16 protein-coding genes and 1 tRNA gene are annotated in these 19,690 nt (G+C 68.1%); 5 read left to right on the top strand and 12 right to left on the bottom strand.

All coding sequences use genetic code 11. The features are described 5' to 3' along the window. Positions 1–58 precede the first annotated feature (58 nt). Together Q9Q95_RS20175 and Q9Q95_RS20170 are read left to right on the top strand one after the other, a co-directional pair. Positions 59–1,357 (top strand): FAD-dependent oxidoreductase, encoded by a 1,299-nt coding sequence (locus tag Q9Q95_RS20175; RefSeq protein ID WP_306098956.1) that lies wholly within the window; start codon positions 59–61, stop codon positions 1,355–1,357. Positions 1,358–1,448: 91 nt separating this feature from the next. Further along, positions 1,449–1,525 (top strand) — tRNA-Pro (locus tag Q9Q95_RS20170). 116 nt (positions 1,526–1,641) lie between these two features. Here the strand turns inward: Q9Q95_RS20170 and Q9Q95_RS20165 are convergent. From Q9Q95_RS20165 to Q9Q95_RS20145, 5 genes are read right to left on the bottom strand one after another with little or no spacing between them, the layout of a single operon-like run. Further along, on the bottom strand, positions 1,642–4,152 hold the full coding sequence (locus Q9Q95_RS20165) for an ABC transporter permease (protein WP_306098955.1): 2,511 nt from the start codon (positions 4,150–4,152) through the stop codon (positions 1,642–1,644). Between the two features lie 11 nt (positions 4,153–4,163). Continuing rightward, on the bottom strand, positions 4,164–6,623 hold the full coding sequence (locus Q9Q95_RS20160; protein ID WP_306098954.1) for an ABC transporter permease: 2,460 nt from the start codon (positions 6,621–6,623) through the stop codon (positions 4,164–4,166). 47 nt (positions 6,624–6,670) lie between these two features. Next, positions 6,671–7,351, bottom strand: coding sequence for an ABC transporter ATP-binding protein (locus Q9Q95_RS20155; RefSeq protein ID WP_306098953.1), 681 nt, complete (start codon positions 7,349–7,351; stop codon positions 6,671–6,673). 21 nt (positions 7,352–7,372) lie between these two features. Further along, positions 7,373–8,683 (bottom strand): efflux RND transporter periplasmic adaptor subunit, encoded by a 1,311-nt coding sequence (locus Q9Q95_RS20150; RefSeq protein ID WP_306098952.1) that lies wholly within the window; start codon positions 8,681–8,683, stop codon positions 7,373–7,375. Positions 8,684–8,735: 52 nt separating this feature from the next. Beyond that, positions 8,736–8,963, bottom strand: coding sequence for a hypothetical protein (locus Q9Q95_RS20145; protein WP_306098951.1), 228 nt, complete (start codon positions 8,961–8,963; stop codon positions 8,736–8,738). Positions 8,964–9,242: 279 nt separating this feature from the next. Between Q9Q95_RS20145 and Q9Q95_RS20140 the strand changes: the two genes are divergently transcribed. Then, the gene (locus tag Q9Q95_RS20140; RefSeq protein WP_306098950.1) at positions 9,243–10,631 is read left to right on the top strand and encodes a sigma-54 dependent transcriptional regulator; all 1,389 of its coding nucleotides are present in this window, start codon (positions 9,243–9,245) and stop codon (positions 10,629–10,631) included. Further along, a complete protein-coding gene (locus Q9Q95_RS20135) occupies positions 10,621–11,940 on the top strand; it encodes a PAS domain-containing sensor histidine kinase (RefSeq protein WP_306098949.1) in 1,320 nt (439 codons plus the stop codon). The genes Q9Q95_RS20140 and Q9Q95_RS20135 overlap by 11 nt, the downstream gene beginning before the upstream one ends. A gap of 27 nt (positions 11,941–11,967) precedes the next feature. Here Q9Q95_RS20135 and Q9Q95_RS20130 read toward each other — a convergent pair whose 3' ends face one another. Genes Q9Q95_RS20130 through Q9Q95_RS20120 form a run of 3 tightly spaced genes read right to left on the bottom strand, consistent with a single transcriptional unit; the run spans position 11,968 to position 14,431 of the window. Beyond that, entirely contained in the window at positions 11,968–12,846 is an 879-nt protein-coding gene (locus Q9Q95_RS20130) for a general secretion pathway protein GspK (RefSeq protein WP_306098948.1), read from the bottom strand. Further along, positions 12,843–13,391 (bottom strand): type II secretion system protein J, encoded by a 549-nt coding sequence (locus Q9Q95_RS20125; protein WP_306098947.1) that lies wholly within the window; start codon positions 13,389–13,391, stop codon positions 12,843–12,845. Before Q9Q95_RS20125 ends, Q9Q95_RS20130 begins: the two co-directional genes overlap by 4 nt. After that, positions 13,388–14,431, bottom strand: a complete 1,044-nt coding sequence (locus Q9Q95_RS20120) for an ABC transporter substrate-binding protein (RefSeq protein WP_306098946.1) — start codon at positions 14,429–14,431, stop codon at positions 13,388–13,390. Before Q9Q95_RS20120 ends, Q9Q95_RS20125 begins: the two co-directional genes overlap by 4 nt. Positions 14,432–14,454: 23 nt before the next feature. Between Q9Q95_RS20120 and Q9Q95_RS20115 the strand changes: the two genes are divergently transcribed. After that, positions 14,455–15,147: a hypothetical protein gene (locus Q9Q95_RS20115; protein ID WP_306098945.1), complete on the top strand. Its 693-nt coding sequence runs from the start codon at positions 14,455–14,457 to the stop codon at positions 15,145–15,147. A gap of 167 nt (positions 15,148–15,314) precedes the next feature. Here Q9Q95_RS20115 and Q9Q95_RS20110 read toward each other — a convergent pair whose 3' ends face one another. Genes Q9Q95_RS20110 through gspL form a run of 4 tightly spaced genes read right to left on the bottom strand, consistent with a single transcriptional unit; the run spans position 15,315 to position 19,678 of the window. Further along, a complete protein-coding gene (locus Q9Q95_RS20110; protein WP_306098944.1) occupies positions 15,315–16,541 on the bottom strand; it encodes a type II secretion system F family protein in 1,227 nt (408 codons plus the stop codon). A 49-nt stretch (positions 16,542–16,590) separates the two neighbouring features. Continuing rightward, positions 16,591–18,078, bottom strand: a complete 1,488-nt coding sequence (gene gspE / locus Q9Q95_RS20105) for a type II secretion system ATPase GspE (protein WP_306098943.1) — start codon at positions 18,076–18,078, stop codon at positions 16,591–16,593. Continuing rightward, entirely contained in the window at positions 18,075–18,572 is a 498-nt protein-coding gene (gene gspM, locus Q9Q95_RS20100) for a type II secretion system protein GspM (protein WP_306098942.1), read from the bottom strand. Before gspM ends, gspE begins: the two co-directional genes overlap by 4 nt. Beyond that, positions 18,569–19,678: a type II secretion system protein GspL gene (gene gspL, locus Q9Q95_RS20095; RefSeq protein WP_306098941.1), complete on the bottom strand. Its 1,110-nt coding sequence runs from the start codon at positions 19,676–19,678 to the stop codon at positions 18,569–18,571. The genes gspM and gspL overlap by 4 nt, the downstream gene beginning before the upstream one ends. Between the last annotated feature and the right edge of the window lie 12 nt (positions 19,679–19,690).

Genomic DNA, 19,690 nt, shown 5'->3' with positions numbered 1-19,690 from the left:
GTGGGTTGCCCTGCGGAATTGTCGCGCTACCCTGTCCCAAAATGCGAGAGGATAGCGCATGCGGCATATCGCGGTGATCGGTTCGGGACCTGCCGGCTATTATACCGCAGAGGCTTGCCAGAAGACTTTCGGCGAAGAGGTGCGGGTCGACATCGTGGATCGCCTGCCGGTGCCCTTCGGACTGATCCGCACCGGGGTCGCGCCGGACCATCAGTCGATCAAGGGCGTCTCGCGCCGCTACGAGGCCGTCGCACTGACCGACAATGTCCGCTTCGTCGGCAATGTGACCATCGGCGAAGACGTGTCGATCGACGAACTCCGCAGCCTCTACGATGCGGTCGTCCTCGCTACCGGCGCACCCCATGATCGCCCCTTGGAGCTCCCGGGTGCGGAACTGCGCGGCGTGGTGGGATCGGCCGCCTTTGTCGGCTGGTACAACGGCCACCCGGATTATGCCGATCTCGCCCCGCCGCTCGACGGGCCGGCGGTGGTCATCGGCAACGGCAACGTGGCGCTCGACGTGGCGCGGATCCTCGCGAAGCGCGAGGACGAGTTTGCGGGTTCGGACATCGTCGAACATGCGCTGGTCGCGCTGAAGGCGGCGAAGGTCGACACCATCACCCTTCTCGGCCGGCGCGGCCCGCACCAGATCGCGATGACGCCGAAGGAACTTGGCGAGCTCGGCGCGCTCGCCGGCGCGGCAGCAATGGTCGACCCGGACGATCTTCCGCCGGTGGACATGGATGCTGCGCTCGATCCCGGCCAACGCAAATCGGTCAACCATCTGCGCAGCTTCGCCGCCGCGGACAATGCCGACAAGCCGATCCGCATCGTCTTCGACTTCTTCGCGATGCCGGTGGCGATCGAGGGCGACGGCAAGGTCGAACGAGTCGTGATCGAACGCACCGCGCTCGGGATGGACGGCAACGCACGGGGCATCGGCGAGCGCTACGAAATTCCCGCGCGCCTGGTGGTGAGCTGCATCGGCTATCGCACGCCGCCGATCGAAGGCGTGCCCTATGACGACCGCTCGGGCCGTTTCGCCAATGACGAGGGCCGCGTGCTTCCCGGCCTGTACGCGGTCGGCTGGGCGCGCCGCGGCCCCACCGGCACGATCGGCACCAACCGGCCGGACGGTTTCGCGATCGCCGAGAAGATCGCCGCGGACATAGGGGACGGTGCAGGAAAGCAGGGCCGCCCCGGGCTCGACGCGTTGCTCGCCGGCCGCAACGTCGATGTCGTGACCTTTCGCGACTGGCAGAAGATAGACACTGCGGAGATAGCCGCCGCACGCCAGGGCTCGCCCCGCGAGAAATTCACCAGCATCGATGCGTTGCTCGGCGCGCGCGGGAGCTGATCGCAACCGCTTGCGCGACTCAATCGGCATGGTTATAGGCGCCGCTCCAGCATCGGTTCGCCCCCTTCGAGGCGCCGGACCGATACTCCGTCGGGGAGTAGCTCAGCCTGGTAGAGCACTGTCTTCGGGAGGCAGGGGCCGGAGGTTCGAATCCTCTCTTCCCGACCATTTCTCATTTTCGCTGAGGCCTGCCGGCTTCGTCGGGGCCGGCAAGGCCCGTCGCGAACGAAGCGGGCGAGGAGTTGCCCCCTCGCCCGCCCCGGCCGTGCCCCGAACTGACGCGCCTACTCGTAGCGCAAGGCATGGACCGGGTTGGTGCGCGCGACGCGAAAGGCGTGCGCGCCGATGGTGGCGACCGCGATCACCAGCGCGAGCAGTCCCGCGAGCACAAAAGGCGTCGGCGTCAGACTGATGCGAATATCGAACTGGTTGAGCCAGTCGCGCATCGCCCACCAGGCCACCGGCCATGCGATCAGATTGGCGATCAGCACCGGCCGGCTGAACTGCCACACCAGCAACCGCACGATGTCCCGCGTGCGTGCGCCGAGCACCTTGCGGATGCCGATCTCCTTGGTGCGGCGCTCGGCAGTGAATGCGGCGAGGCCGAACAATCCGAGACAGCCGATCACCGCGGCGAGGATCGCGAACATTCCGAACAACTGGGCGCGGGTCTCGTCGGGACGATAGAGCGTGTGGACGACATCGCTCACCGAACGCGCTTCGAAGGGAATGTCCGGGACGAGCCGCTGCCAGATCGCCTCGACCTTTTCGCGCACCGGCTTGGCGTCGCCATTGTGGCGGACCAGCAGCGTGTAATAGCCGCGGCTCTGGTAGAAATAGACGATCGGCTGGAGCGGCTGGCGAACGCTGCGATAGCGCACGTCGCTGACCACCCCGACGACGCGCGCGGGCAGCCAGCCCCCGACTTCCGACGACAGGATATTGGCCTGGACCTGCTTGCCGATCGCGGCCTGGGGCGAGGCGAAGCCGAGCCGCTTCGCCGCCATTTCCGACAGGACGACATTGGTGCCGCGCGCGGCCAGCGCACGCTCCGCCGCAAGGTCGGTGGGCGTCGGCGTGGTCGAATCGTCCATCGCCACGCTCTCGGAGAAGTTGCGCCCGGCGAGCAGCTTCATGCCAAGCGTGTCCTGCACGTACGGGTCCATTCCATAGACCCCGAGCTGGATCGAATCGGTCTGGCCGGGAAGCCGCACGCCGGTCATCGAATTGTTGCCCGGATTGATCGCGATCGAGGTGCGCGCCACCGAAGTGACGCCCGGGACCCGGCGCACTTCGTCCATGATCGATCTGGCGACCGGCTCGACCTGCGGCGCGTCGAGGCCATGGACCTGGAGCAGCCCGTCGCGGCGATAGCCTGCGTCCATCGTGCGGGCGTAGATGGTCTGCGAATAGACGATCGCAGTGCAGATGATCAGCCCGATCGAAACTGCGAACTGGCCGACGACCAGCAGGTTGCGCAGCTGGCCATTGCCCTCGGCATCGGCGGCCGACTTGTTGGCCTTGAGCACGCGCGCCGGCTGGAAGCGCGACAGATAGAGCGCGGGATAGACGCCCCCCGCCAGCCCTACCAGGATCGCCAGCAGCATCACCGGCAGCAGGATGCCGTCGCTGCCCAGATAGCGGATCTGCATCTCGGCATCGAGGAAGCTGTTGAGCGGACGCAGCGCCAGCTCGGCCAGCGCGAGCGCGACGAGCGTCGCGATGCCGGCAACGAGGATCGATTCGCCGATGAACTGGACGATCAGCTGGCCGCGCGTCGCCCCGAGCACCTTCCGCAGCGCCACTTCGCGCGCCCGCTGCGAGGCACGCGCCGTGGCGAGGTTGGTGAAATTGATGCACGCCATGCCGAGGATCATCAGCGCCACCACTGCGAAGGTCAGGATGGTCTGCCTGTCGCTGCCGAGCGACAGCGACGCACGCTGGGCTTCGCCGAGATGCACGTCGCGGATGTTGGTGAGCCGCCAATCCTGATGGTCGCCGGGATTGGTCACCGGCCCGCCATCGGCCGGATCGTTGGGGATGTTGCGCTTCTCCCACGCAGGGAATTGCGCCATCATCGCCTTCGCATCGGTGCCGGGGCGCAGCTTCACATAGACCCAGCCGCCCTGCGAATTCCACGACGTGAGGAAATCGGGGTTCTTGGCGAAATAGCTCTCGGGGTTGAAGCGCACCACCGCGCCCATCCGCAAATGGCTGTTCCTCGGCAGATCCCTGAACACGCCGGTGACGCGGTAATCCTCCTTGAGATCGGCGCTGAGCACGGTGAGCGTCTTGCCGATCGGATCCTCGTTGCCGAAATATTTCTTCGCCTCGCTTTCGCTCAGCACCACCGCGTTGGGATCGTCGAGCGCATGCGCCCGGTCGCCGCGTGCGAAAGGCAGCTGAAGGATATCGAAGATGTTGCCGTCGGCGAAATAGGCGCGCTCGGGGCGATAGGCCTGGCCGTTGTGGACGAAGGTGATCCCCTGCCCGGTGATGTAGACGCGCTTCTCGACCTGCGGAAAATCCTTCTGTAGCGCGGTGCCCGAGACATAGGTCGTCACCTGCAGCTTCATTTCCTCGCCGCCTTGCTCGGTCGGCTTGTAGAAATCCTGGAGCTGATAGGCGTTCTCCGCGCCCGGCATCCAGCTGTCATAGCTGAATTCATAGCGCACGAAGGTGAGGATCAGCAGGCAGGCGGCGATGCCGAGCGACAAACCGAAGATGTTGATGAAGGCATAGACCTTGTTCTTGGCGAGGGCCCGCAGACCGACGGTCACGTAATTGCGCCACATGGGTTGGGTTCCTACTCGTAGCGAAGCGCGTGGATGGGATTGGCGCGGGCGACCCGCAGCGAATGTCCGGCGACGGTGACGATCGCGATGCCGAGCGCGAGGAGGCCAGCCAGCGCGAACGGCGTGGGCGTGAGCGCGATGCGGATGTCGAAGGTGTTGAGCCATTCGCGCATCGCCCACCACGCCGCCGGCCACGCGACCAGATTGGCGAGCACCACCGGCTTCGAGAATTGCCACGCCAGCAGTCGCACGATGTCGCGCACCTTGGCCCCCAGCACCTTGCGGATGCCGATCTCCCTGGTCCGCCGCTCGGTCGCGAACGAGGCGAGGCTGTAGAGCCCGAGACAGGCGATCAGCACTGCCAGCGCCGAGAAGCCGGCGAACAGCGCGCCGCGGGCGCGGTCGGCGGCGTAGAGTTCGTGGGCGATGTCGTCGACGAAGCGCGCCTCGAACGGAATCTCGGGCTCGAACCTGCGCCACACCCTGTTCAGCGCCGCCATCACCTCGCCCGGTCGGGCGGCGGCGAAGCGGACCAGCACGACTTCGGCGGCCTCCGGATCGACGGCATATATGGCCGCGTCGATGGCCTCGCGCGCGCTTCCGAAGCGCGTGTCCTCGATCACGCCGACGATCGCGGCAGGCACCATCGGCCCGCCGCGCGTCATCCGCACTGCCTGCCCGATCGCCGCTTGCGGGTTGCGAAAGCCGAGCTTGCGCGCCGCGGCACGGTTGATCACGATATTGAGCCCCCGGGCGGCGACGGCCTGGTCGTCCCCTGCGGGAACCCGATCCAGCGCAATGCGATCGTCGAACCGCCGGCCGGCGAGCAGGTTGATGCCGGTCGTCTGAAGATATTCGGCATCGACGCCGTGATAGCTGAGCGACTGATATTCCTCCGCTCCGGGCGCCTTCACCAGCCGTACCGGGCGCGTGTCTGAGGCGAGCGGTATCGCGGTCCGCGTCGTACCGGTAACGCCGGGGATCGCGAGCATCGCGGCATGGGCGGCGTCATACTCGCTGCCCTTGGCGAAACGCCAGGCGTTGACGATCTGGATCAGACCGTCACGGCGATAGCCGGGATCGACCGTCTCGACGTAGCGGGTCTGCGAGAAGATCACCCAGGTCGAAGCGATCAGCCCGATTGCGATCGCGAACTGGAGCATCACCAGCCCGGTGCGGAAGCGGCCACTGCCCGGCGTCTCGACCGAGGATTTGTTGGCGCGCAACACGTCGGCCGGCCGAAAACGGCTGAGATAGAAAGCCGGATAGAGTCCGCCGAGCAACCCGGTCGCGAGGAACAGCGCCGCGGCGGGCAGCAGCATGCCGGCAGGTCCGAGATAGGCGAGCCTGATGTCCGCACCCAGCGCCGCGCCGATCCATGGCGTGGCGAGCTCGACGATGGTCAGCGCGATCAACATCGCCATTGCCGCCATCACAATGCTCTCGCCGAGGAACTGCACGACCAGCTGGCGGCGCGAGGCGCCGAGCACCTTGCGCAGCGCCACTTCGCGGGCGCGCTGGGTAGCGCGCGCGGTCGACAGATTGACGAAATTCATCACCGCCATCGCGAGCGTGAGCAGCGCGACCACCGCGAAGGTGGCGAGCGCACGGGGATCGCCTCCCGGAGTCAGCGCCGCGTCCTGCGTGACGCCGAGATGGACATCGGTCAGCGGCACGAGCTTGAGATCGACGGCGTCCGACATGGTCGCCGGCTTCCCGTCGATGACCTCGTCGGGAATGTTGCGCTTCTCCCATGCCGGAAGCCCGGCATTGACCGAAGCGGCGTCGGCGACGTGACGCAGTTTGACGTAGTGCTGCTGCTCGAAATTGTTCCAGCCCCGCTGCTCCGGCCGCATCGTGCCGACGTCGCGGCGGAAGAGCAGGCTGAGACGCAGGCTGGTGTTGCGCGGCAGATCGCGCAGCACGCCGGTGACGCGATAGTCGCGCTTGCCCGGTCCCGCGCCGAGGCTGAGCCGCCTGCCCAGCGCATCCGCGGTGCCGAAATGGCGGATCGCCTCGCTCCGGGTGAGCACGATCGAATTGGTGTCGGGAAGTGCGGTCGCCGCCCCGCCTTGCGCGAAGGGCAGGCCGAGCACGTCGAAGAAATTGGCGTCGACCGTGGCTACGTCGATGAACACCGGCTGTCCGTCGCGCTCGGTGACGGTCTTGCCGGGCGCGAGCGACGTCACCGCCTCGACCTGCGGAAAGCCGCCGGGCAGCTTCTCGTAGACGATGAACGGACTCATCTGGATGTGCCGCGCGGGCTGGCCCGGCAGGTTGAACTTCGACTGGACCTGATAGAGCCGGCCGCTGTCGGGCAGCCAGCTATCATAGCTGCGCTCGTAGCGGAGGTAATTGAAGATGAGCAGGCAGCCGGCGAGACCCAGCGCCAGCCCGCCGATGTTGATCGCGGCATAGGCGCGGTTGCGAGCGAGAAGCCGCAGCGCGATCGTCAGATAATTACGCCACATTCGAGATCCCCCTCTCCCGTTCGGCCCGGTCCATCTCCAGAGTCTCCTCAGGCCGCCCGCCGTCGCTCCTGCAGGATGCGGCCGTCGAGCATCGATACGATCCGTCCTGCATAATCGGCGTGCGCCGGCGAATGGGTGACCATGACGATCGTCGAGCCTTCGCCGTTGAGCGTCTGGAGCATCCGCATCACTTCCTCGCCGTGATGCGTGTCGAGATTGCCGGTCGGCTCGTCGGCGAGGATCAATTTGGGGTTGGCCACCAGCGCGCGGGCGACCGCCACGCGCTGCTGCTGCCCGCCGGAGAGCTGGCTCGGCCGGTGCCGCGCGCGGTGGGCGATGCCGACCTTGTCCATGACCTCGTCGACCCGGCGCTTGCGCTCGGCGGCGGAGACGTTGTGGTAGAGCAAGGCCAGCTCGACATTGTCGCGCACGCTCAACTCGTCGACCAGATTGAAGCTCTGGAAGATGAAGCCGATGCTCTCCTTGCGGACATCGGCGAGCTTGCTCTCGGAGAGGCCGGCGACTTCCTTGCCGTTGAACACGTACGATCCCGAGGACGGGCTATCGAGCATGCCGATCATGTTGAGCAGAGTCGATTTGCCGCAGCCCGAAGGGCCCATGATCGCGACGAACTCGCCTTCGGCGATATCGAGATCGATCGCGTCGAGCGCGGTCGTCTGTACCGTGTCGGTACGATAGACCTTGGAGAGTTCGCGCATCGTCAGCATGTAAAATCCCTTTCGTTGGAATTATTTGGTCAGATCCAGGCGCGTCTTGTCGGCATAGCCGGTATAGGGTGAGGTCAGCACCTTCTCGCCGGCCTCGAGCCCCTCGAGCACTTCGACGAACTCGGCATTGCGGCGGCCGAGGCGGACCTGGCGCTTGACCGCGCTGCCGCCGTCGGGCGTCACCACGAAGATCCAGTTGCCGCCGGTCTCGTTGTAAAAGGCGCCGTTGGGGACGAGCAGAGCGGGTACCGGGTCGCCGAGCGTGAGGCGCGCCTGCATCGTCTGGCCGCGCTGGATGTTGGCGGGCTCGGGCCCGACGAACTGCAGATCGACCTGGAACTGGCCGTTCTGCACCTGCGGATAGATCTTGGTGACCTTGGCGGCGTAGCGCTTGCCGCCGAAATCGAGGCTCGCTTTCTGCTGGAGCTGGACCCGGCCGAGATAGAATTCGTCGACCCCGGCGATCAGCTTGTTGCGCCCGGGGCTGTCGATCTGCCCGACCCGCTCGCCGCGCTGGAGCGACTGGCCGACCTGCACCGAGAATCCCGAAAGCTGCCCCGCCACCGGCGCGCGCAACTGGAGCGCATCGAGGTTCGCCCGCGCGATCGACAGGCCCGACTGCATCGATTGCGCCGCCGCCTGCTGCTGCGAGAGCTGGCTCGTCTGAAGCCGGGCATCGGTCGCCTGGCTGCGCTTGAGCGCGGCATAGTTGCGCTGGCGATAGGCATAGTCGGCCTCGGTGTCGTCGAATTGCTTGCCAGTGACGAAACCGCGCGCCGCGAGCGGCTTTTCGCGCTCATATTGCCGCCGCGTCTTGTCGAGCGCGAGCCCCGCCTCGAGCACCGCGCGTTCGTTGGCGAGCCGGGTCTGGGCGAGCGCCAGCTCCTGGCTGCGCATATTGTTGATCTGCTGCTCGACTTCGGTCTGGCGCGCGAGCGTGGAGAGCTGGAGCTCGGCGTTGGAGAGCAGTGCGATCGGCTGGCCCCGTGCGACAGTGGCACCGTCCTCGACCAGCATCTTCTCGACCCGCCCGCCCTCGACCGCGTCGATATAGACGGTGAGCAAAGGCGTGACGCGCGCACGGAGCGGGATGAAATCGTCGAAGGTGCCGCGGGAGACCGTGGAAATCGTGACATGATCCGCACCGACCGTCTGGCTCGAACCCGACGGCGCGAACCACCAGAACAGCAGAGCCGCGAACAGCATCACCGCCCCGCCGATCGCGGCCTTGACCCTGGTCGACAGCTTCCGAGTCTCGACCACCGCGTCCATCCCGCTCCCGGTGACCGGGCGGTCTCCACTTTTCTGCATCCGAACGACACCCATGGTCATGATCTAGCAACCCCCGTGCCAGCCGCTGCCGGGAGACGCCGTGCGAGACTGGTCACAGGATCGAACCCGCACAAGCGTTCGAATTCGGACACTCCTGTCCGAAATCGAACGCTATCGAAACGGATGCGAAGCCCAGCCGGAGCAGTGCGTGGCCACCCTCTTCGCGCACCGCGATGTCGAGAGCCGCCTGCGGCTTGCCGAAGGTTGCCAGCGCCACGCAGGCAAGCGCAGCAAGCAGAATGGCGTTTCTCGCCGATTTTCTGGACGGTTTCCCAGACACGCGCGCTATCCCCGCTTCGAACTACCCAGGATACTTCAGCAGGACCCGTGCCAAAAACCTCCTTTGTCACCCCGGCCGAAGTGCCGGGGTCCACAAGCCGCTTGGCCAGGACATGGGAAGACGCGGAGAACGCACGGTTTAATCACACCGCATTCCTTTTGCGGCGTTGTGGAGCCCGGCACTTCGGCGGGGGTGACGACTTCACGGCGCGTCGTCCCGGTGCTTTGGCACGCATTTTGATTGTCCGGAAACGCACAGCCGCTGTACGGGAGTGGACGGATGGGGAGAGGGCCCGAATTCGACTATTGCGTCGTGATCGACGACGACGACGACATCCTGATGGCGTCGCGGCTGTTGCTGCGCCGGCTGTTCGTCGATGTCGCCACGGTGCGCAGTCCCGACGAGGCGCTGTCGCTGATCGAGACGCGAAAACCCGACGTCGTCTTGCTCGATGCCAATTTCGCGCGCGGCGCCACCGATGCCGCCGAGGGGCTGGCATGGCTCGAAAAGCTGCTCGGCATGGATCCCGAGATGGTGGTGGTGATGATCACCGCGCATGCCGGGGTGCAGGTCGCGGTCGCGGCGATGAAGCGCGGCGCGACCGATTTCGTCTCCAAGCCGTGGTCGAACGAGAAGTTGCTCGCCGCGGTGCGCACCGCGGCGTCGCTGCGCCGCTCCCGCCAGGCTGCTGTGGCGGGCGGGGCTGCCCCTGCACCGACCATCGTCGCGGGATCGGCGCTGCTCGGCGCGTCCCCCGCGATGGCGCGCGTCCATTCGCTGATCGCGCGTGCCGCACCCACCGACGCCAATGTCCTCGTCCTGGGCGAGAACGGCACCGGCAAGGAGCTCGTGGCGCGCGAACTCCATCGCCAGTCGCTGCGCGCGAACGACGTGATGCTGACCGTCGATCTCGGCGCGGTCTCCGAGGATCTGATCGATTCCGAGCTGTTCGGGCATGTGAAGGGCGCCTTCACCGACGCGCGCACCGATCGCGTCGGGCGGATCCAGGCGGCCGACGGCGGCACCCTGTTCCTCGACGAGATCGGCAATCTCCCGCTGCGGCTCCAGCCCAAATTGCTGACCGTGCTCGAGCAGCGGCAGGTCACGCCGGTCGGCGCCAACAGGCCGGTGCCGGTCAATATCCGGGTCATCGCCGCGACCAACTTGCCGCCCGAGAAATTGCGCGACGAGAGCCATTTCCGGCAGGACCTGCTGTTCCGGCTGAACACCGTCGAGATCGACTTGCCGCCACTCCGCGAACGGCTGGAGGACGTACCTGAGCTGATCGACCATTATCTCGATCATTACGCCAGACGCTATGGCCGCCCCCATCCGCAGCTCAGCGCAGCCGCCCGGGCCGCGTTGCTCGGCCACGACTGGCCGGGCAATGTCCGCGCGCTGCGCCACGCGCTCGAACGCGCAGTGATTCTCGCCCGCGACGCACCGCTCGAACCCGAAGATTTCGCGCTGGTGTCCAGCATGCCGCGGATCGCGCCGTCGGCCGTGGTGGCGCCGCGCGCACCGGACGATCTCAACCTCGAACGCGTCGAACGCCGGCTGGTCGAGGAAGCGCTCCGGAAGCACGGCTACAATATCTCGCTCGCCGCGCACGAACTCGGACTGTCGCGCGCCGCGCTGTATCGGCGCATGGAGAAGCATGGGCTTTGACCAGCGCTTCACGATCGGGCTGGTCGCCTGGATCGTCGCGCTGGTTGCGACGCTGCTCGCCTGCATCGCCGCATTCCTGACGCCGGGACTCGCCGCGGCGCGGATCGTCGCGCTGGCGATCGCGGCGGCGACTTTCGCAGGGCTTTGGCGCCACATCACCCGCACCAACCGCACCGTCGCGCGCTTCCTCGAGGCGCTCAAATTCGGCGACACCGGGCTCCAGTTCGATGCGCATGGCGGCGCGGGGTTCGGCGAATTGGGCGGCTCGCTCAACGAGGCGCTCGCCCGCTTCCGCGCCGAGCAGGACCGAGTCGCCGGCGAGTTGCGCTACCTCGACGCGCTGGTCGACGACATGCCGGTGGCGGTGCTCACGGTCGATGGGACCGGCCATGTCACGCTCGCCAACAAGGCGGCGCGCCGGCTGTTCACTGCCGAGCATGGCACCCTGCCCGAGGATTTCGCGATCTATGGTGCCACCTTTGCCCGGCGTCTCGCGAACGCCTCGCAGAGTGAGGAGCTATTGATACTCAATATCGCGGCAAGGCCCCAGCGAATGCTGGTGCGCACTGCGACGCTCGAACGGCTCGGCCAGCGCACCCGTGCGATCAGCGTGCAACCCATCCAGGGGACGCTGGACGCAGTCGAAATGGCGGCACAGACCGATCTCGTCCGGGTGCTGACCCATGAGATCCTCAATTCGCTGACGCCGGTCACGTCGCTTGCGGCGACCGCCGCCGATCTGCTCGCCGACCCCGACCTTTCCGCCGATCCACGCGTCGGCGATGCCCGGATCGCCGTCGAGACGCTCGCGCGCCGCGCGCAAGGACTGAGCAATTTCATCGAGGCCTATCGTGCGGTCGCGCAGACGCCCGAGATCAAGCGCCAGAGCTTCGCCGCGCGTCCCTGGGCCGAGGAACTGGCCCGCATCTTCGCGACCAAGGCGCCCATTCCGCTGCGGGTGGAAGTCGCGCCCGATACGCTCGCGCTCGACGCCGATCCGGACCTTCTCGCGCAGGTTGTGATCAACCTGCTGCAGAACGCGGCCCAGGCGATGCAGGCTACCGAACGCCCGCAACTCGCGCTTCGACTGATCGGCGACACGCAATCGATCGCGATCGAAGTCGCGGACAACGGCCCCGGGGTGCCCGAGAGCCTGCGCCAGGACGTGTTCCTGCCTTTCTTCACCACGCGTCCCACCGGCACCGGAGTCGGGCTCAACCTCGCCCGCCAGATCGTCATCGCGCACGGCGGCGCAATCGACGTGACCGATGCGCCCGGCGGCGGCGCGCTGTTCCGGATCGTTCTGTGACTCCCCTCCCTGCAAGGGAGGGGAATATCAGCCTTTCGCGGCAGGAAGCGGCGGCGCGCCCGGCGGCACTGCGGCGTTGCGCCAGCGTTCGACCGGCACGACCTCGACGCTTGCGTCCTCCCGCCGCCGCCGCTGGATCAAGGTCGCGGCCTGCTGGCTGGTGCCGCCGATCGTCGCGCGGGTGCGCACCCAGAAAGTGTTCGAGCGGAATGACGTCCCCGAAGGCAGCGAGACATTCTGATCGGTCAGGTCCTTTGCGGTGAGAAACCCCTGGCGGTCGCGGATCGCGACGAGCCGCCCGGCGACCAGCGGATCGCGGAACAACAGCGCCAGCATCTCCTGATCGGCGGCGTTGAGATTGAGCGTCGTCGTACCCGGCAGCGCCGTGACCAGCCGCTCGAGCCGATCCGCGACCTTGGGTTCGATCCCCGCCATCCGCAGCGGCCGGAGATCGGTGACGGGGCCGCGCAGCCGGACATATTCCACCGCAGCGACGATCTGCTCGGGAGTCAGCCCCACTTGATTGCCGATCGTCTGGAACAGGATCGTCGCAGCGACCTGCCCGGTGCGCACCGAATTGATGTTGAAGCGCCCCTCGGCGTCGGCGATCGCGAGATCGAAGCTGCCCCCGTCGATCGCCGCCCCGCTCTCCGACAGCTTCGCCCAGGGCTCGCCGAGATGATCGACCTCGGGCGATTGCTCGGCATCGCGGCGCAGCGCGACCAGTGCCGACAGCTCGCCGCCGCGCACGATCGCGAGTGCCCGCGCCGCCTCGCGCGTCCGCAGGCCGCGATCCAGCGCCAGTTCCTCGCGGTTGATCATCAGCAGCACCAGCCCGGCGGCGATCGCGACGAACATCAGCACGTTGACGAGGATCATCCCCTCTTCGTCGTGGCCGCGGGTCACTGCTTCGGCCCCTCGGGCCGCACCGGCAAGGCGATCACGCGACGCAGCGAGCCCGGCGCGCCGCCCGGCCCGGTCACCTGCATCTCGATCGCCACCGCGCGCGGCCAGCGATCCTTGCCTTCGTCGTTGACCGGCCAGCGATCGACCCACGCCCCGTCCCAGAAGCGCCAGCGCGCATTCGCCACGCCGGCCAGCACGAGTTGCGGGGCCGGCCCTATCGTCCGCACCAACGCGCCTCCCGCCACGCCATAGCGAAGCGGTACCGCCGCCCCGCCCATGCCCGGGGCTGCGCGGGTGAAGGAGAGGTTCGCGCCGCCGCCGCTTATCGGGCCGCCGGCGATCTGCTCGATGTCGCTCGACACCACGAACATCGTCCGCTGGAGATCGGCGAGCCGGTCGAGCCGCTTCTCGGTGCGCCCCTGGACGTTGATGATGCCCTCGACCAATGCGAGGCCCGCGACCGCAATCAGCGCGAACAGCCCCAGCGAGATCATCAGTTCGATCAGCGTGAAGCCGGATTCGCCGGCTTCGGGCTCCTTGCTCACGATCCCGAGCTCACCGCCACCGGTTCATAGCCGTGCGGCCGGGCGACGAGGATCGCGAAGTCGCGCGCGACCGAGCCGTCGGTGCGGAAACGCACCGGCCCGGTGACGCAGCGGAAGCCCTTGCCGTCGAGCAGGCCTTCGCCGTTGAGCGTGTTCGCAGCGCGCAGCGTATTGGCGATTCCCGCCGCGTCGTATGCCAGCGCCGTGATCGTCCCCGCCTCACCGCCATTGCGCGCGGCGAATTCGCTGGCGAAAGTGCCGAACGCGGCCGGGTCGGGACTGGCGATCCACGCGCCGTCCAGTGCCTCGAGCGCCTGCGGGCGGTTGTCGATTCCCTGCAAGGTGCCGAGCAGCTGGATGCCGCTGTCCTTGAGGTTGCGCGCCGCCGCCAGCACCGCCTCGCCGCTGCCGGGCAGCAAGAGGCCGTCGGGCGCATCGCCCGCCGCCGGCAGCGGCTGCCCCGCTTTGACTTCGAGCACGCGCACCTGCACGCCCAGCTCGCCCTCGAGCTGGCCCGCCGCCAGCGAAGCCGCCGCGCTCCACGGGCTGCCATCGTCGATGACCGCGACGCGCTTCACGCCGCGCGAGCGGGCATAACGCAGAATCGCGCTGGTCACCTGCCGCGCGGTGATCCCGAAGATCCACGTGCCGGGCGCGCGCAGCACCGCATCGTTGCTGAAGGCGATGATCGGCACCCGCCCCGCGACGCTGCTGCTCACCGCCGGCACTTCCTCGGCCGAGAGCGGCCCGAGAATCAGCGCAGGCTTGCGGCGCAGCGCCTGCCCCGCCGCCGCCACCGCGCCCGCCGCAGTGCCGAGAGTATCGAAGCTCAGCACATATTGGCTGTTTTCGGCGAGCAAGGCCGCTTGCCGCATGCTAATGCCCAGCCGCGCTCGCGGTCCGGTGAGCGGCACCAGCAGAGCGATCGGACGCTTGTCCTTCTTTTCTGCTGTGGCAAATGCATGCGAGGGAAGCACGACCGATGCCGCTGACGCGACCAGGCCTGATTGCAGCAAGCGCAGCAGGGACCGCCGGTCCATTGCCGACTCCGGATAGGGGGGGTGTGGCACGCCGGCGTATTATCGTCTTCGCCGCGCTGGGCATAGGGGCCTATCTGCTCGCCTTGCTGGTCACGCTGCCGGCGAGCGCCGTCCTCAAGAACCGGTCCTGGCGTAGCGGCGTGGCGGGGACGGTGTGGAACGGCGAAGTCGGCGTCGCCGGCGGCGCGAAGTTCGCGTGGCGGATGGCGCCTTTGCGCGCGCTGACCAGCCTTGCCTATGCCGCCGACTGGAAGGCGACCGGCCCCGACACCGATCTCGGCGGGCGCCTTCTCGCGCATCTCGGCGGGCGCATGGTGCTCGACAAGGTGAGCGGCGCTGCCGATGGCAGCCTCCTTCACGCGCTTCAGCCCAACCTCCCCTTCACCTGCGATCTGGTGATGCAGGTCGAGATGGAGCGGATCGCGATCGGCGGCGGCAGCCGGATGCTGAGCGGCACCGCGACCACCGACCCCGGAAGCTGCCGTCGCAAGAACGGCGGTGCGGCCTCTGCCCTCCCCGCATTGATCCTGACCGCCGAGCATATCGGCAACCGAACCTCGATCCGCATCGCCCCGATGGCGCAGCGCCGCCGGACGCTGGCGACGCTCGAACTGGCGGAGAGCGGCACGGTCGACATCTCGGTGACGCCGGACGGCGCGACGATGATGCCGTTCCTCGGCCTCCCGGCCGGCGCGCGGATCCAGGGGCAGATGTAATCTATTCCTCCCCGAGCTCGTCTCGGGGAGGGGGACCGCCGAGGTCGGTGGAGGGGTCGCCGCGAAGACGGCGGTTCTGCTATCGGCGAGCGCCCCCGCGCCTGCGGCGCGGCCCTTCCCACAGCTTCGCTGGTTCCCCCCCGAGCAAAGCTCGGGGAGGAATTGATTTACAACGTCACCAGATTGTTCAGGTTGATGATCGGCAGCAGGATCGCGAGCACCATCAGCAGCACCAGCCCGCCCATCACCAGCAGCACCAGCGGCTCGACCAATGCGACCAAAGTCGCCACCAGCGCATCCAGCTCGCGCTCGAGCTCGTGTGCCGCCCGGCCCAGTGCGGGAGCAAGTCGCCCGCTGCTCTCGCCGCTCGCCACGATCGCCACGAGCATCGTCGGGAAGACTCCGGCCTCTTGCATCGCCGCGCGCAGGCTGATGCCCTCGCGTACGCGCTGGGCGACGCCGAGCGCCTTTTCCTGCACCCAGCGATTGGGGGTCACCGCCGCCGCGGCGTGCAGCGCCTCGACCAGCGGCACCGCGCTCCCCACCAGGGTCGCGAGGCTGCCGGCGAAGCGCGCCGCGTTGATCTGGCGGCTGAAGCGGCGGAACGGCCGGCGCTCGGTGAACATCCGGTGGAGCCGCAGCCGATTGGCGGGCACGCGCGTCCAGCGCGCCGCGAACAGCGCCGCCACCGCGAGCGCCAGCAGCAGATAGAGCCCGAACTTCTGCAGGAACCAGCTGATCGCGATCATCAGCCGGGTGAGCAGCGGCAGATCGGCGCCGCGCGAGACGAAGACCCGGACGATGTCGGGCACGACATAGACCATCAGCAGCACCATCATGCCCACCGACACCAAAGCGAGCAGCGCCGGATAGAGCAAGGCGAGCTGGAGCTTCTGGCCGTTGGACTGGCGATTCTCGACGAATTCGGCGAGGTGGTTGAGCACATCGGGCAACCGGCCCGAAGCCTCGCCCGCCGCCACCGAGGCACGATAGAATTCCGGGAAGGATTTGGGATGCTGCGCCAGCGCCACCGCGAAGCTGCGCCCGTCGAGGATCGCCCCGCGCACGTCGAGCAGCAGCGAGTTCACTTGCGGCTGTTCGGACTGGGTGGCGACGAGGCGGAGCGCCTCCTCGATCGAAATGTCCGATCCGGCGAGCGTGGCGATCTGGCGGGTGACCGTGGCGAGCGCCTTGGGCGAGATGCCCGAGCGGCGCAGCCGCGGCAGCGGGATGCTGCCGAACGAGGCGCCGCGCTCCCCCGCCGGCTCGACGGAGAGCGGCAGCAAAGCCTGCTCGCGGAGCAACGCGCGCGCGGCGGCCGGCGACGAGGCTTCGACGATGCCCTTCTTGCTGGCGCCGCTGCGGTCGGCCGCGCGGTACGAATAAGCGGGCATAACTAAAATCCTCCCCGAGCGAGCTCGGGGAGGAATGGAGCCGGCTCGCTCACGCCTCGTCCCTCACCACCCGCGCGACTTCGTCGACCGTGGTCACCCCGCTGCGTATCTTCGCCAGCCCGTCGTCGAGCAGGCCCGGATTGTCCTTGCGCGCATGCGCCTCGAGATCGGCTTCCGAGGCGCCGTCATGGATCATCTTCTGGAGCCGGTCGTCGACCGCGACGACTTCGTACAGCCCCGCACGACCGCGATAGCCGTCCTGATGGCATTCGGCGCATCCTTCCGCGCGCCACAGCTTTTCGCCGGGCAGGATCGCGCCCCCGAGCAACAGCGAATCCGCCGCGCTCGCCACATCCTCGCGTCGGCAAGTCGCGCATAGCCGCCGCACCAGCCGCTGCGCCGCCAGCCCCACCAGCATCGGCGCGAGCAGATAGCGCTCGACCCCCATGTCGATCAGCCGGGTCACCGATCCGATCGCGCTGTTGGTATGGAGCGTCGACAGCACGAAATGCCCGGTCATCGCCGAGCGCACCGCGACCTGCGCGGTCTCCTGATCGCGGATTTCGCCGACCATGATCACGTCGGGATCCTGGCGCAGGATCGCGCGCAGGCCCCGCGCGAAGGTCATGTCGGTACGCGGATTGACCTGGGTCTGGCCGATCCCGGGCAGCTCATATTCGATCGGATCCTCGACTGTCATGATGTTGCGCTTGCGGTCGTTCAATCGGCTCAGCCCCGAATAGAGCGTCGTCGTCTTGCCCGATCCGGTCGGTCCGGTGACGAGCAGCATGCCGTGCGGCCGCTCGAGCAGCCTATTGAACACCTCGCGGTCGCGCGCGCTCATCCCCAGCGCTTCCATGTCGAGCCGCAGCGAGCCTTTTTCGAGCAGGCGCATCACCACCCGCTCGCCATGCTGGGTCGGAATCGTCGAGACGCGCGCGTCGACATCGTGCCCGCCGATCCGCAAGGTCACCCGGCCGTCCTGCGGCACGCGGCGCTCGGCGATGTCCAGCTTGGCCATCACCTTGATGCGGCTGACCAGCAGCGGCGCCAGCGCGCGCGGCGGCTCGATCATGTCGCGCAGCACCCCATCGACGCGGAAGCGGACGACGAGGCGCTTCTCCTGCGTCTCGATATGCATGTCCGACGCGCCCTCCTTGACCGCCTCGAGCAGCAGCGCGTTGATCAGGCGGATCACCGGCGCGTCGTCGCGGGTGTCGAGCAGATCGTCGACCGAGGCGGCGCTGTCGGCGAGCGCGGCGAGATCCATGTCGCCGAGATCGAAATCGGCGGCGGCGCCCGCGCTGCCGCTATAGGTGGCGCTCAAAGCTGCATCGAAAGCCTCGTCGCTGACCGGTACGAAGGAGGCGCCGGGCGCAATTCGCTGCACTTCGAGCAAGGCGTCGAGGCCAACATCCGCGCGGTGGACGCATTCGACTCCCGCCCCGCCCACACGCAGGAGCACGCCGTGCTTGCGCGCGAAGCTGTACGGCAAGGTCGCCGGCGCATCGTCGATCAGGATCAGCGTCTCGTTCATGCGCCCAGATCCACGCTCGCCGAGACGCGGCCCGGGCCCGGCCGGCGCTGGATCGAGATTCGGCGGACGCGAAGCTCGCTCGACGCGCCCAGATCGGCGAGCCATGCCACCAGCGTCTCGTAGCTTGCATCGGCGATCGTCACCCGCACCCCGCCGGGAATCGCCTCTGGCGCTACCGCCATGCCGAAGCCTGCGGCCGAGCTGGTCGCGACCTGCGCCGCCGGGCCCTGCCGCCGCGGCGCCCGTGCAGTCGTCAGCGTTCCGGCGGCGCGAATCCGCGCGGTCAGCGTCTCATAGGTGCGGATGTCGGCCAGCGCCTCCGCCCGCGCCGCCTGAAGCGGCTTGACCACGCCATAGACCAGCACCAGCAGCGCCAATAGCGTCCCGAGGCCGGCAACCATCACCTGCTCGCGCCGGCTGAGGCCACCCCACCAGGTGTCGAATCGGATCAATGCGGCGTCGAGCGCCGGTACGCGGGAAACGATCAGCCTCATGCGTTGCTCGCCGTTATGCGGACGCTGCCGTCGGGCGAGCGGGTTACGGTTGCCGTGACGCGCGCGGCGCGCAACGCCGCCTCGGCACGTCCGGCGAGCCCGGGATCGCTGCCCTCGAGGTCGAGCGTGAGCGCATTCGCCTGATAGTCGATCGCACGCACGGTGATCGCCCCGGCGAGCGGCCCGAGCGCGCCCGATACGCGGGTCAACAGCGGCAGAAAGGCGTCGGGCGGCGCGCTACTCCCGGTGGGCAGCATATCGGCGACGCTCGCGGCGAGATCGCCGCCCAGATTGGCTCCCGGCGCAGCGATGGCGGCGGTTGCGCGCGTGTCGGCCTCGCGTCGATCGGCGATGTTGCGCAACATCAGCGTGTCGGCAGTGGCGATGACCACATGCGCGGCGGCCCCCAGCGCGACGATCCAGCCGAGCCGCCGCCAGATATCGGGCAGCGCGGCGCGGCGGCGGGCATAGCGCCCCTGCCGCAAGTCGAGCGCGGGCGCGAGCAACCGCTCCGCCAGCGCCGCGGGCTCGATCGCCGATCCGCCGGCCAGCATCTCCGCAGGAAGCGGTGCCCCGTAGGACCGGGCCGCAGGCCGTCCCGCGGCCTGCCATGCAGCCTGCAGCATCGCCGGCGGAATCGCGAAGCCGGTGCCGTCGCCGGCGCGGACCACCGCACGATCCGCGCCGAGATCGACCGACCATTCGCCTTCCGCCGGCCGCGGCAGCGCGAGCGCATCGGGGACCATCGCGGCGTGCCCGAGCCCTGCATCCTCGGCCGAATCGACCCACGCCGTCATCAATTCGTGCCGCACCACGCCGACCAGATAGCGTTTCGGCGCCACCTCGGCGCCGAGCGCGAGATGGACCGACTCCACCGGTTCGGCGATCAGTTCCTCGACGGCGAAGGGCAACGCCTCCAGCCGCTTCGCCCGACTCGCCAACGGCAGGTCGACCGCGAGCAGCCGCACCTGCTCGGTCGGCACGACGATGGTTGCAGGGCCTCCCCGCTCGGCTATGATCAGCCGATCGCCCGCCAGCGTCCACACTCCCGTGGCGAGCGATTCCGGCGCATCGGGCGCGCCTATGGTGCGACCGGAGGCTGTCACATTTGCTTCATG

The organism is Sphingomonas sp. DG1-23 (genome assembly GCF_030730875.1).
Classification (GTDB): Bacteria; Pseudomonadota; Alphaproteobacteria; order Sphingomonadales; family Sphingomonadaceae; genus Sphingomonas.
This window is presented reverse-complemented; position numbering and strand designations above follow the sequence as displayed.

Excerpts from the sequence above, each read along its gene's own strand:
- Q9Q95_RS20140 (WP_306098950.1), top strand. The coding sequence starts at position 9,243 with ATGGGGAGAGGGCCCGAATTCGACTATTGCGTCGTGATCGACGACGAC.
- Q9Q95_RS20160 (WP_306098954.1), bottom strand. The coding sequence starts at position 6,623 with ATGTGGCGTAATTATCTGACGATCGCGCTGCGGCTTCTCGCTCGCAAC.
- Q9Q95_RS20155 (WP_306098953.1), bottom strand. The coding sequence starts at position 7,351 with ATGCTGACGATGCGCGAACTCTCCAAGGTCTATCGTACCGACACGGTA.
- gspM (WP_306098942.1), bottom strand. The coding sequence starts at position 18,572 with ATGAGGCTGATCGTTTCCCGCGTACCGGCGCTCGACGCCGCATTGATC.
- gspE (WP_306098943.1), bottom strand. The coding sequence starts at position 18,078 with ATGAACGAGACGCTGATCCTGATCGACGATGCGCCGGCGACCTTGCCG.
- Q9Q95_RS20150 (WP_306098952.1), bottom strand. The coding sequence starts at position 8,683 with ATGACCATGGGTGTCGTTCGGATGCAGAAAAGTGGAGACCGCCCGGTC.
- Q9Q95_RS20120 (WP_306098946.1), bottom strand. The coding sequence starts at position 14,431 with ATGGACCGGCGGTCCCTGCTGCGCTTGCTGCAATCAGGCCTGGTCGCG.
- Q9Q95_RS20110 (WP_306098944.1), bottom strand. The coding sequence starts at position 16,541 with ATGCCCGCTTATTCGTACCGCGCGGCCGACCGCAGCGGCGCCAGCAAG.
- Q9Q95_RS20165 (WP_306098955.1), bottom strand. The coding sequence starts at position 4,152 with ATGTGGCGCAATTACGTGACCGTCGGTCTGCGGGCCCTCGCCAAGAAC.
- Q9Q95_RS20135 (WP_306098949.1), top strand. The coding sequence starts at position 10,621 with ATGGGCTTTGACCAGCGCTTCACGATCGGGCTGGTCGCCTGGATCGTC.
- Q9Q95_RS20175 (WP_306098956.1), top strand. The coding sequence starts at position 59 with ATGCGGCATATCGCGGTGATCGGTTCGGGACCTGCCGGCTATTATACC.